This window comes from Ectorhizobium quercum, assembly GCF_026552795.1.
GTDB classification, from domain to species: domain Bacteria; phylum Pseudomonadota; class Alphaproteobacteria; order Rhizobiales; family Rhizobiaceae; genus Ectorhizobium; species Ectorhizobium quercum.
Genome location: NZ_JANFPI010000002.1, coordinates 781269 through 792676, shown reverse-complemented (window position 1 = coordinate 792676; position 11408 = coordinate 781269). Strand labels below are relative to the sequence as shown.

Below are 11408 nucleotides of genomic sequence, written 5' to 3'. Positions count from 1 at the left end.
CGCTGTTTTTTTGCCGCTAATTATTTTCATTCTGCGTGAAACGGGCACGGTTGTAAAGTGTCTTGATCAAATGATCGTTTCATGTAGAAATAGCCGCGCTACTAAAGGAGACAATAATGAAACCAAGGGGAACTCTCATCCTTCTCGCCACGGCTGCGGCCATCGGCCTTGTCCAGCCGGTCATGGCGGAAACCCTGAAACTGGCGGGAACCACGGCGGCACTGACCTTCGATCCGCATTCGACCAACGATTTCGTGACCACCAGCATCGTCCGCCAGGTCTATGAAAGCCTGGTCGAACTCGACGCCGACATGAGCACGGTGCCGGGCCTCGCGACCGCATGGGAGGCGGTCGGCGACAACACCTGGCGCCTGACATTGCGCCAGAACGTCAAATTCCACGATGGCTCGGCCATGACGGCGGAAGACGTGGCCTTCTCCGTCAAGCGGCAGGCATCCGCCGCACTTTACAAGACGCTGTTCGGCAACATCGCCGACGCGAAGGTCGTGGATGCGTCCACGGTCGATATCGTTTCCAAGGGGCCGGACCCGATCCTGCCGGTCAAGCTGACGCGGCTTTTCGTCGTCTCGCAAAAATGGGCGGCGGATCATGCGGTGACGGAGGTTCCGAGCCTCGGGACCGAGGGCACGGAAGCCTATTCGCTCCGGCACGCCAACGGCACCGGCCCGATGCTGCTGGTCGATCAGGTTCCCGGCCAGAAGACGGTCTTCAAGAAGAACGACGCCTGGTGGGGCACCTTCAAGGGTAATGTCACCGATGCCGTCTATACGGCCATCGGCTCGGCGCCGACGCGCGTCGCTGCCCTGCTTTCCGGCGAGGTGGACATGATCACCGACCTGCCGTTGCAGGACATCCCGCGCGTCGAGCAGACCTCGGGCATGGCTGTCGTGGACGGGCCGCAGCGTCTGTTCATGGAACTGGAAATGGACGGCAGCCGCAACGTGGCGCTGGCGACCTACGACAAGTCCGGGCAGCCGCTCCCGTCGAATCCTTTCAAGGACGTGCGCGTGCGTCAGGCAATCGCGCACGGTATCAATGCGCAATTGATCGTCGATCGCATCATGCGCGGCAAGGCCAAGGTGATCGGCACCGGTTCGGCACCGGGTTTCTCCGGCTATCAGGCCGACCTCGACAGCCATTGGGACTATGACGTCGACCTGTCAAAAAAGCTTCTGACGGAGGCGGGCTATCCGGACGGTTTCTCGACCACGCTGAATTGTCCCCTGGAGCGCTACGTCAACACCGACGAGATCTGCAAGGCCGTCTCCTCCATGCTGGCACGCGTCGGCATCGACGTGAAGGTCAATGCTATGGTCTGGCCCGAATTCGCCAAGATGCTGACGAACGGGCCGAACTCCAGTTTTCACCTGATCGGCGCGGCCGGCAATTCCGGTGACGTGCAGGACACTTTCGTCGCGGTCATGGCCACCCGCGACAAGGACAAGGGCAGGGGACAGCAGAACTGGGCGCTGTGGACCAACCCGCAATTCGATGCCATTGTCGATGAACTCGTGGGAACTCTCGACGCGAAGAGGCGGACCGAACTTTATCGCGAAGGGCTGACCATCGCCCGCGACAATGTCCACGCCGTTTATCTGCATCAGCCGTTCCTGACCTGGGCAATGAACGCATCGGTCAGCATCCCGGTTCGGGCCGACAGCACGGTCATGTTCCAGAACGTCGAAATCAAGCGATGATGAAAGCCGGGCCGGCGCCATCGGGGTGCCGGCCCGCATACCGATCGATTGGACCGTCGCCGTGAATACCAGCTATCTCATCCAACGTTTCCTGCATGCCGTCCTCGTCGTGTTTGTCGTCAGCATCATTGCCTTCCTGCTGGGAAGCTTTACCGGCGATCCCGTCACCAGCGTATTGGGTGTCGATGCGACGCCGGAAGCGCGGGCGACGCTTCGCCAACAGCTCGGTCTCGACGATCCGCTGGTGCTGCAATATGTGCACTATCTCGGCCGGGTGTTCACCGGCGATTTCGGCATGTCCTACATCGCGCAGCGTCCAGTCATCGACGTCATTCTGGAACGCGTTCCGGCAACCCTGGAACTCGCCTTCGTCGCGCTTCTCGTCTCGCTCGGGCTCGGCATCCCGCTTGGGGTGATCGCCGCCGTGCATCACCGGAAGCTGTGGTCCAGCGCGCTGATGACCACCTCGGTTATCGGCGTGTCGCTTCCCACATTCGTCGTCGGCATCTTCCTGATTCTGATCTTCTCCGTGACGCTGGGCTGGCTCCCCTCTTTCGGGCGCGGTGAGGTGGTGAGGATCGGCGGCTGGGAAACCGGCCTCCTGACGGTTTCCGGGCTGCGTTCGCTGATCCTGCCGGCGATCGCGCTTGCCATCAGCCAGGTGGCGCTCGTCGCCCGTCTCGTCCGGGCGGAAATGCTCGAGGTCCTGCGTACCGAATACATCCGCTTCGCGCGGGCGCGGGGCATACCCGACCAGCGCGTCAATTTCGGGCATGCGCTTCGCAACACGCTGATCCCGATCATCACCGTCAGCGGCATCCAGCTCGGCTATCTTCTGGCCTTCGCCGTGGTGGTGGAGCAGGTCTTCCAGTGGCCGGGCCTCGGCACGCTGTTCCTCAATGCGCTCACCCAGACCGACGTTCCGGTCATCACAGCCTTCCTCATGGTCGTGGCGACGTTCTTCGTCCTGACAAACCTGATGGTCGATTTCCTTTATGCAATGGCCGATCCGCGGCTCAAGATGGGAGCGAAGGCATGAGCATCGTCGACAGCCAGAACAGCATGGGAAAGCGGTCTTCCGTCATGGGCTTCTTCAGGGCCATCGTCTCCAGCAATGTCTTTCGGTCGCTGCGCTGGCGGCCCGCGGCGGCGATTGCCGGGTTCGTGTTGTGCATCATCGTGCTGGCCGCGGTCTTCGCGCCGTGGCTGGCACCGCAGGACCCCTACGACGTTTCCAGGCTTGATCTTCTCGATTCCCATCTTCCGCCGGCCTGGCTTGCCGACGGGGACGTGCGCTTCCTGCTGGGCACCGACAGCCAGGGCGGCGATCTTCTCTCCCTCCTCCTCTACGGCTTGCGCACATCCCTGATGGTGGGCGTGCTGGCGGTCACGGTCTCCGTGTCGCTCGGGCTCCTGATGGGCTTGCTGAGCGGCTATTTCGGCGGGCTGACGGATGCGGTCATCATGCGGATGGCGGACATTCAGTTCACTTTTCCGGCCATGCTGATGGCGCTTCTGATCGGCGGTATCAGCAAGTCCCTTCTGCCGCTCGCCGTGCAGGACCGCTATGCGATGGTCGTGGTGATCTCAGCGCTCGGCGTTTCCCACTGGCCGCATTTCGCCAGGCTCGTCAGGGCAGCGACGCTGACCCAGCGCAACAAGGACTATGTTGCCGCCGCCCGGCTGGTCGGCCACAGCCATGTTTCGGTAATCGCCCGGCAGATTCTGCCGAACGTGCTCAACGCCGTCTTCGTGCTCGCTACGATGGATATCGCCTTCGCCGTCATGACGGAGGCGACGCTGTCTTTCCTCGGCTTCGGCATGCCGACGACCCAGCCGTCGCTCGGCACGCTCATCAAGATCGGCTACACCTATCTCTTCTCGGGAGAATGGTGGGTCGTGGCCTTCCCGAGCGGGCTGCTGGTCGTCCTGCTGATCTCGATCAACGTCTTCGGGGACTGGGTACGGGATTACTTCGACCCCAAGCTGCGGTAGGCCAAGCCGAAGTTTTCCCCTTTCCTGGGATTACTCCAGCCCCGTCGGAATCCCGGCGGGGCTTTGCTTGTCTTCCTCCGCCAGCTGCATGACCGCACCAAGCTGCGCAAGGCTCGCTTCTGTCGGGACCAGCGGTTTTTGGTTTCTGTATTCGGGTCGGTCGCGGCGGGCTGCAGTGCGGAGCCATTTCGGCTGCGCAGCACCGCACCACGTCGAGGATTGATGGCTTGAGCAAACTCGGTAGGTGTCAGCCAACCGAGGCCAGAGGGCGGTCGGTGATCTTTGTAGTCGCTGCGCCAGTCTGAGAGCGTTGCGCGGGCATGGGGCAGAGACGAGAAGAGGGGGCTCATTCAGGAGTTCGTCGCACAGCCGATCATTGAAGCTTTCGGATAAAGGCGTTCTGGCTCGGCCCACCAGACGCGATGTAGTGCCACTCTGTCTTGGCCCGGTCCGTCTATTGCAGGATCGCGTTGCTGGTGAACTCGCTGGACGATCATCCTCAGTTTGCCGCGCCCCTCGATGATCCGATCAGGCTTACGGGCAACCCGCAGACCGGAAAGCGATGTATCGGCGACGAGTGTCAGGCATTCCCGCGTGCAGTCGACGACGACCGTCAGCACCCGGAACCTGCGCCCATCGGTGAATTGATCCGACACGAAGCCAAGCGACCGACGATCATTGGCTGCCATCAGCATCGGCATCGGTGCGCGTGTGCCTATCGCGCGCTCCCGGCTGCCACGCTTGCGCACTGTCAGCTTGTCCTCCCGATAGAGCCGGAAGAGCTTCTTGTGGTTCACAAGGTGACGCTCGCACCGCAGCAACACATGAAGGCGTCGGTACCCGAAGCGGCGTCATTCATGCGCCAACGTCTTCATTCGATTGCCGAATGAGTGAGTTTTGGCCTTGCAGCGACTCTTCGTATAGGGTTCGAGACCCCATGTGATCTATCAGCCGAAGGAGATACCCCATGCTCTATGTCGACACCCCAACATCCCGTGACCTGGCCTTTCTGAACGAGCTGCGTGCGGATGTCTGCATGTCGATCTATCTGCCGACGACGCCGATCACCCAGGATATCCAGCAGTCGCGGATCGAGTTTTCCAATCTTGCGAAGGAGGCGGTCAGGCAGCTTAACGAGGCCGCAACGGACAAGAGGCGGCTGGCGGCCCTGCAAGAGCATCTGGATGATCTGGCAGACGACGAGGAGTTCTGGCGGTTCCAGGCGCACAGCCTTGCCGTCTTCGTCACCCCGGATTCGTTGCGCACGTACCGGCTGGCCAACAAGCTGAGCGCGATCGTCGAGGTGTCGGACCGCTTCCACCTCAAACCGCTGATCCGCGCCATCACCTTCCCGCACGCGGCGTATGTGCTGGCGATTTCGGAAAATGCGGTGCGGCTGGTGGAGGTTTCCGCCGACCTGCCTGCGGCGACGGTGAAGGTGCCCGATCTGCCGAAGGACGCGGCCAGCGCCGTCGGCAAGTCTACGATCAACGATCGTTCGCCGAGCGGCCGCGTTCAGGGCGGCGAGGGACAGAAAACGCGGCTGGCGCAATATGTGCGCAAGGTCGATGCAGCCCTGCGTCCGATCCTCGCCGTCAGCGACATTCCCGTCATTCTTGCCGCGACACAGCCCGTCGAGGCCATTTTCCGCGCCGTAAGCGCAATCACCGTCCTGCCGCAGGCCATTTCGGGAAGCCACGACAGAACCAGCGACGCCGATCTCGCAAGTGCTGCGCGCCCGATCCTCGACGCGTATTACGAAAAGCAGATCGCGGACTTCCGGGCTCTTTTCGAAACGCGCAAGAGCCAGCGCCGCGCCACGAATGACATTTCCGACGCCGCCCGGGCGGCAACGTTCGGCAACATCGACGCCTTACTGGTGGACATCGACAATGTCGTGGACGGCAGGGTGGACGAAGAAACCGGCGCCGTGACGTTCGACGAGACCGGTGACGCTCACAATTACGGCGTCGTGGATGAAATCGCCGGCCGAGCGCTGCGATCAGGTGCAAAGGTGCTCGGGGTGCGCAAAGACGACATCCCGGACCAGAAATCGCTTGCCGCGATTCTGAGAAGCCCGCTCTAACGGCTGCGGCCAAGGAAGTCTCAGGGCAGGCTCCACACGCGGCTCCCTTTCATTGCCGGCCGGGTACGACCAGGACGTCGCAGGAGGCCTGCCCGAGCACACGCCGCGCCACGCTGCCGAGAAGGGCTTGCAGAGCCGCGCCTCGTCCGTGCGAGCCCAAGGCCAGCAGGTCGAGGCGCGCGCTTTTCGAAAGGCGCACCAGGGCCGGACCGGGCTCGCCATCGAGGACGTGGACGGGAAACGTCTCCGCTCCCGGGAGCGCGCGCTGGAAGGTGGAAAGCTCCTCACGCGCCTTGTCGGCCCGCGTCGCGCGGTATCGTTCCATCTCGGCCTGCGACGTCCCGGCGCGCAGCAGTGCCTGCTGGAACGTGAGCGGAATGTCGGCGGCGTGAACCAGTTGGAGGGCGGCGTCCGGCACCAGCCTGCGGACTTCGGTGAAGGCTCTTGCCGATAGCGGCGAGCCGTCGATGGCGACCGTCACGCTTCGATAAGGCTCCGCCGATGGCTTTCTGACGACGAGAACCGGCGCAGCGGATGCCCTGATGACCCTGTCCGCCGTCGAACCGAGGATCTTGTCCTTGAGGGTGCGGCCCTTACCTGGCCCGACAACGACGACATCGGCGTGCTGCTCGCGCGCCACATGCGTGATGACCTCGTGCGGCGATCCGAATGCCACACGCACGTCAGTTCGGCGCGTCCGGTCGTTTTCGATCAGTTGCGTCTCTATTGCGGCAATCGCCTGTCGTTCGAACGTCGCTCGCAATTCGCTTTCGGTGAGATTCATGTGGGCGGCAGTCGGCGGCAACGGTTCCGCTTCTATGACGTGCAATACGACCAGCCACGCCGCATGCGCACTTGCGAGCTGTACCGCCCGGGCCAGCACCGCATCGCCGCCGGCCTCGAGATCGAGCGCGGCAAGAACCGTGTTTATCTTTTCCATCGTCGCTGCCTCCTGCGTCATGGGTTGTCCAGGCTGAACACATGCATGTGGTCGTCATAGGCGAAGATTTCTGCATAGCGAATAGGCGGATTCGAAGCCGTCCAGCCCGAGCTGCACGTTCTCCAGCACGGTGAGCCAAGGGAACAGGGCGGAACTCTGGAACACCATAGCGACGCCCGGCGGCGGTGCTGTCACTTCCCGTCCGAGATAGGTGATCACGCCGGCCGAAGGCTCGGAGAGGCCGGCGATGAGCCGCAGCAGCGTCGACTTGCCCGAGCCCGACCGGCCGAGCAGGCCGACGATCTCGGCTGGTGAAGATGGCGAAGACGGCGGCCATCTCGGCCCCCAGCATCCGCCCCGGTGCCAGCGACATGAAGAACACCACGCTGACCGAAATGAAGCCGAGGATCGGCACCGACTGGAGGATGCCGAGCAGCGGGATCAGCACCTGTTCCGCCCGCCGGATCTTCGCCGCCCAGGTGGCATAGGTGAAGGTGAAGAGGAGCGAGAGCGCCATCGCCGCCAGCATCCTGAGCGAGGTGCGCAGCGCGTATTCCGGCAGGGCGTGGGGATCGAGGCTAATCGCACCGACGCCCGGCCCGGGCAAAGGTTGCAGGAGGCCGCGGCTGCCCTGCGCGAGTAGGACCAAGCTGGCCAGGACGAGCAGCATGGCGACAAGATCCCACAGTGCCAGAGCGCGATGCGATGCCCTGGAGGAGGTGGTGGGCGGAAAGATCATCCCGGCGCTCCTGTCGGCTGCGTTGCATGAAACGCCCCCCGAAGCCAGGAAACCAGGCAGGCAACAGGATGGACGTCGACTGGCGAAACGCAGACCATCGGGATCATGCACGGTCCCCTGATTACGGCAGGAAGCACCGGGACGGTCGGCAGATCAGGCCCGGATCGTTTCCTGCATGCTGGAAGATCGACTGCCGTCGTTCATTGCCTGTTGATCCTCTCCCGGCGCCGGGACGTGCCCTGAAGCACCCATGCCAGCTTCCGGTAACATCGCCGCGGTGTAAAGTCACCTCCATCATCGGCGCTGCGCTTCATTTCCAGATTTGCAGACTTTTGTATCCGCCAGCCAGGAAGCTGGTGCAGCCGGATAGAGCATCATCTCAGTGAAAGGTTGGAAACTGAGGAATCCGGGGCCGCCAATTGCCTCTCAAATCCATCGGACGGCGGTGCGGCAATCGGCGGCGAATGGCGGGCAGTGAACGATGAAACGGAGAACGACATTTGCGCTATATCTATCCCCCACGGGGAGGATCGGTTGCGATTGCGACGACATGGGCTATGTCACCAGTCTATTCTCTCAGTGCTTCACTCGGGTTGGCCCCACGGGATAAGGCATTTCCGGAGGGTCTCCGCCAGTATGGAATAGGTGTTTTGCCGCGGTGAGGAACTGCGCCAGACCATAGTATTATCCGGCGCACTCGCCTCTCTTGTGCTCGCCGGCCTGCTGGCGGCCGAGGTCGTTGCGCATGGCGTCATTGCCGGGCAGATGAGCGGTTGGGCCGCCCCGTTCGGCATTACGCTGGTTGCCGATTATCTTGCCGCCGCAATGGTGACGATCACCGCAATCATCGGCCTTGCGGTCGCCGTACGGTCACTGGCCGAGATCGGACAGGCAAGCGCACGGTTCGGCTATTACGCGCTGCTCCAGACCTTGCTGGGCTACTGTGCCCTCTGGTTCGGTCGCGATCTGATCGGCCGTAATGGCGACACGGGGTATTTCCGCGCCCTGCTGCAAGGCTTCGTGCTGGCGGCCTATTTCGTGAAGGAACTGGTCCTGTCCTGCATCCATGTGGCGCGACTGCATCGCGCCACGGCCAAAGCTGCATCCAGCTATCGTCACCATGCCGCTCGACGTGCAGAGTGACCTTGAAATCTTCCTTGTCGCCAACCTGATCTCGCTCACCCCCGGCACGCTGACGCTGGACGTGGCGCCGGATCGCAGTTTTCTCGCCATTCACTCGATCTATGCCGAAGATCCGGACGCCCTCGTCGCGGAACTCAAATCCGGCATGGAGTATCGCGTTAGGGACATATTCCGATGACCGCTCAGGGGTTTCTGGATGTCTGCGTGAAGATCGGGCTGACCCTGATCGTGCTCTCTATCGCAGTCGGGTTCATCCGGCTCCGGCGGGGACCGTTGCTCGCCGATCGGATGATTGCGCTCGACATGATGACGGCGGCGATCATCGCCTTCTGCGCGATCTTTGCGGTGCAGTCAGGCGTTGGGGCCTTCCTCGACAGCGCCGTGGCGCTGGCGCTGGTAAGCTTCGGTTTGGAAAGATGGCAAACCCGGCGGCATGGCCGCCGGAAATGTCCGCTAACTGTTTTCGATGGAGCCGCGCTCGATGCGAAGCATCACGTCGGTGATCTTTTGCAGGAGGTTCGGGCTCGATTCCGTGACGAACAGGGCGAGCGACGGTTTTTCCTTGCGTAGCCGGTCGAGCGTGCGCGCATATTCAAGCGCCAGCGCCGGAGCCAGACCCTGGAACGGTTCGTCCAGCATCAGCACCTTCTCGGCCACCATGAGCGCGCGCCCGAGCGCGACCATCTTGCCCTGGCCGCCGGAAACACCGCCGCCCGGACGCTTGCGCATGGCCTGAAGTTCCGGCAGCAGCGTATAGACCTCGTCCAGCCGCCGGCGGGTCTCGGCGGCGGGAAGCTTCAGGGCGAGGGCGGGAAGCGTGATGTTGTCCTCCACCGAGAATTCCGGGATGAGCCGCCGGTCCTCCGGCGCATAGCCGATGCCGTGGCCGGCGCGGGCGAAGGCGGGCTCGGCGGCAAGATCGGCACCGCCCAGCGACAGGCTGCCGCTTTTCAGCGGTAAAAGGCCCATGATGGTTCTGAGCAGGGTGGTCTTGCCGGCGCCGTTGCGGCCGATCAGCACGGTGGTCAGCCCCGGTTTCAGCTCGAAGGTGATATCGCGCAGGATCTGGATGCCGGCGATCTCGACATTAACGGACGAAAGGCTCAGCATCAGGCTACCCCCACCACATTCTCGATGACACGCGGGTCGTTGAGCACGACGTCGGGCTTGCCCTCCGCCATGACATGCCCGCGCTCCCAGACCACCACGCGGTCGGCATAACGCGCCACGACGTCCATGTCGTGCTCCACGAAAAGCGCGGTGACGCCCGCCTTCTTCAGGGCACCCATCAGTGTTTCCATCAGGCCGAACCGCTCGATGGCGCTGACGCCGCTGGTCGGCTCGTCGAGCAGCACCAGCCGGGGCTTCAACGCCATCGCGATGGCGATGTCGATCAGCTTGCGGCGGCCTTCCGGCAGCGTCATGGCGATGTCTTCGGCGCAGCTGGCGAGGTTGAACATCTCCAGGAGCGCCATCGCCTCGTCGCGCCATTGCGGCCGGTCGAGGGGGCGCAGGGCGTCCCACAACCCGCTGCGCGCCGCGATGGAGAGCATGAGGTTGTCGATCACCCGCTGGTCGGAGAAGAGCTGCGGGATCTGGAAGGCGCGGGCGATGCCGCGCCGGGCGATGGTGCGCGGCGCCAGCCGGGTGATCGGCCGACCGTCGAGATAGACTTCGCCCGCGACGGGGCGGATATAGCCGGTGCAGAGATTGAGGAAGGTCGTCTTGCCCGAGCCGTTCGGGCCGATGATCGCCAGGAACTCGCCTTCGGCGATCTCCATGTTGACGCCGTCGGCAGCCTTCACGCCGTGGAACGACACTTGCAGGTTCTCGGCTTTGAGAAGCGGCGCGCTCATGCCACGGCTCCCTTGCTTTTGCGGTTGAGCAGCCCGTAAAGGCCGCTCGGCAGGAAGAAGATGACGACAAGAAGGGCGATGCCGACGATCATGCTCCAGGCGTCGGTATAGCTGGCGGCGATCGTGTGGACGATTTCGAGGAAGATCGCGCCGATGAAGGGGCCGCTCACGCCGCCGATGCCGCCGAGCGCCGCAACCAGGATCAGGTGGCCGGATTCCGTCCAGAATGCCATCTCCGGCAGGACATGGCCGATGGTCAGCGCCGCAAACGCACCGCCGAGCCCCGCCAGCGCCGCCGAGACGACATAGGCGACCAGCAGCACGCCGCCGACCGGCACGCTCAGATATTCGAGCCGCACCTCGTTGGTGTGAACCGCCGAAAGCGCATGGCCGAGCGGGCTTTTCAGATAGGCATGAACGAGGAGACCGACGACGAGAATGAGGGCGAGGCAGGCGAGGAAAAGGATCAGGTCGATGGCCTGCTCGCCAGGTGCGAGCCCGAAGAAGGTCGGGCTGACGACGCGCATGCCGTCGGTGCCGCCGGTCACGTTGTAGAGCTTCGACAACAGCGAGAACAGCACCATCGAAACGGCGAGATTGAGCATGGCGAAGAAGATCGCCCGGTAGCGAACCATGAAGGCGCCGACGACGAGGCCGGCCAGCCCCGAAACGACCGTGGCCGAGACGAGGAGCAGGATGAAATCGCTCACCCCGGCGTCCCGCCCGAGAAAGGCGACGACATAGGCACCGATGGCGAAGAACATGGCATGGCCGATGGAAATCAGCCCGGCGCGCAGGAGCACGGCAACGCCAAGGGCGGCGAAGCCCTTTGCGACGGACAGGGTGAGCATGAATTGCAGCCAGGGCGCGGCGATGCCGACGACCGCGATGGCCGCAACGCCTGCGATGGCGAAGAACGTGGTACGCATGG

At 63.2% G+C, this 11408-nt stretch carries 11 protein-coding genes and 3 pseudogenes; 7 read left to right on the top strand and 7 right to left on the bottom strand.

Translation table 11 applies throughout. From position 1 onward, the window contains the following. Positions 1-116 precede the first annotated feature (116 nt). From NOF55_RS08380 to NOF55_RS08370, 3 genes are all read left to right on the top strand, one after another. Positions 117-1718, top strand: coding sequence for an ABC transporter substrate-binding protein (locus NOF55_RS08380; RefSeq protein ID WP_306410889.1), 1602 nt, complete (start codon positions 117-119; stop codon positions 1716-1718). 61 nt (positions 1719-1779) lie between these two features. Continuing rightward, on the top strand, positions 1780-2757 hold the full coding sequence (locus NOF55_RS08375; protein WP_306410888.1) for an ABC transporter permease: 978 nt from the start codon (positions 1780-1782) through the stop codon (positions 2755-2757). After that, the gene (locus NOF55_RS08370) at positions 2754-3713 is read left to right on the top strand and encodes an ABC transporter permease (RefSeq protein WP_306410887.1); all 960 of its coding nucleotides are present in this window, start codon (positions 2754-2756) and stop codon (positions 3711-3713) included. Before NOF55_RS08375 ends, NOF55_RS08370 begins: the two co-directional genes overlap by 4 nt. A 116-nt stretch (positions 3714-3829) precedes the next feature. Here NOF55_RS08370 and NOF55_RS08365 read toward each other — a convergent pair. Then, positions 3830-4603 (bottom strand): annotated as a pseudogene (locus tag NOF55_RS08365) (integrase core domain-containing protein); the annotation flags it as partial. Positions 4604-4680: 77 nt separating this feature from the next. Here NOF55_RS08365 and NOF55_RS08360 point away from each other — a divergent pair. Next, complete coding sequence (locus NOF55_RS08360) at positions 4681-5799, top strand: baeRF11 domain-containing protein (protein WP_306410886.1); 1119 nt, start codon at positions 4681-4683, stop codon at positions 5797-5799. A 49-nt stretch (positions 5800-5848) separates the two neighbouring features. Here NOF55_RS08360 and NOF55_RS08355 read toward each other — a convergent pair whose 3' ends face one another. From NOF55_RS08355 to NOF55_RS23445, 3 genes and pseudogenes are all read right to left on the bottom strand, one after another. Further along, positions 5849-6739 (bottom strand): universal stress protein, encoded by an 891-nt coding sequence (locus NOF55_RS08355; protein WP_306410885.1) that lies wholly within the window; start codon positions 6737-6739, stop codon positions 5849-5851. A 99-nt stretch (positions 6740-6838) separates the two neighbouring features. Then, positions 6839-7045: pseudogene (locus NOF55_RS08350) on the bottom strand (ATP-binding cassette domain-containing protein); the annotation flags it as partial. Continuing rightward, positions 7044-7478, bottom strand: a pseudogene (locus NOF55_RS23445) (sulfonate ABC transporter permease); the annotation flags it as partial. The pseudogenes NOF55_RS08350 and NOF55_RS23445, both read right to left, overlap by 2 nt. A 645-nt stretch (positions 7479-8123) precedes the next feature. On the opposite strand from NOF55_RS23445, the gene NOF55_RS08340 reads away from it, so the two are divergent. The 3 genes from NOF55_RS08340 to NOF55_RS23440 are packed head-to-tail and all read left to right on the top strand — an operon-like array spanning position 8124 to position 9191. Next, complete coding sequence (locus NOF55_RS08340) at positions 8124-8621, top strand: hypothetical protein (protein ID WP_306410883.1); 498 nt, start codon at positions 8124-8126, stop codon at positions 8619-8621. Continuing rightward, a complete protein-coding gene (locus NOF55_RS08335) occupies positions 8545-8799 on the top strand; it encodes a Na+/H+ antiporter subunit E (protein WP_503128508.1) in 255 nt (84 codons plus the stop codon). The genes NOF55_RS08340 and NOF55_RS08335 overlap by 77 nt, the downstream gene beginning before the upstream one ends. After that, on the top strand, positions 8796-9191 hold the full coding sequence (locus NOF55_RS23440; RefSeq protein WP_370868944.1) for an MrpF/PhaF family protein: 396 nt from the start codon (positions 8796-8798) through the stop codon (positions 9189-9191). Before NOF55_RS08335 ends, NOF55_RS23440 begins: the two co-directional genes overlap by 4 nt. On the opposite strand, the gene NOF55_RS08330 is transcribed toward NOF55_RS23440, so the two are convergent. Genes NOF55_RS08330 through NOF55_RS08320 form a run of 3 tightly spaced genes read right to left on the bottom strand, consistent with a single transcriptional unit; the run spans position 9075 to position 11406 of the window. Further along, positions 9075-9731, bottom strand: a complete 657-nt coding sequence (locus NOF55_RS08330; protein ID WP_306410881.1) for an ATP-binding cassette domain-containing protein — start codon at positions 9729-9731, stop codon at positions 9075-9077. The two genes, NOF55_RS23440 and NOF55_RS08330, sit on opposite strands and share 117 nt — an antisense overlap. After that, positions 9731-10477, bottom strand: a complete 747-nt coding sequence (locus NOF55_RS08325) for an ABC transporter ATP-binding protein (protein ID WP_306410880.1) — start codon at positions 10475-10477, stop codon at positions 9731-9733. Before NOF55_RS08325 ends, NOF55_RS08330 begins: the two co-directional genes overlap by 1 nt. Next, on the bottom strand, positions 10474-11406 hold the full coding sequence (locus NOF55_RS08320) for a branched-chain amino acid ABC transporter permease (RefSeq protein WP_306410879.1): 933 nt from the start codon (positions 11404-11406) through the stop codon (positions 10474-10476). Before NOF55_RS08320 ends, NOF55_RS08325 begins: the two co-directional genes overlap by 4 nt. Between the last annotated feature and the right edge of the window lie 2 nt (positions 11407-11408).

Coding starts and splice junctions, on each gene's coding strand:
- NOF55_RS08325 (WP_306410880.1), bottom strand. CDS start 10,477: ATGAGCGCGCCGCTTCTCAAAGCCGAGAACCTGCAAGTGTCGTTCCAC.
- NOF55_RS08355 (WP_306410885.1), bottom strand. CDS start 6,739: ATGGAAAAGATAAACACGGTTCTTGCCGCGCTCGATCTCGAGGCCGGC.
- NOF55_RS08330 (WP_306410881.1), bottom strand. CDS start 9,731: ATGCTGAGCCTTTCGTCCGTTAATGTCGAGATCGCCGGCATCCAGATC.
- NOF55_RS08370 (WP_306410887.1), top strand. CDS start 2,754: ATGAGCATCGTCGACAGCCAGAACAGCATGGGAAAGCGGTCTTCCGTC.
- NOF55_RS23440 (WP_370868944.1), top strand. CDS start 8,796: ATGACCGCTCAGGGGTTTCTGGATGTCTGCGTGAAGATCGGGCTGACC.
- NOF55_RS08320 (WP_306410879.1), bottom strand. CDS start 11,406: ATGCGTACCACGTTCTTCGCCATCGCAGGCGTTGCGGCCATCGCGGTC.
- NOF55_RS08360 (WP_306410886.1), top strand. CDS start 4,681: ATGCTCTATGTCGACACCCCAACATCCCGTGACCTGGCCTTTCTGAAC.
- NOF55_RS08335 (WP_503128508.1), top strand. CDS start 8,545: ATGTGGCGCGACTGCATCGCGCCACGGCCAAAGCTGCATCCAGCTATC.
- NOF55_RS08380 (WP_306410889.1), top strand. CDS start 117: ATGAAACCAAGGGGAACTCTCATCCTTCTCGCCACGGCTGCGGCCATC.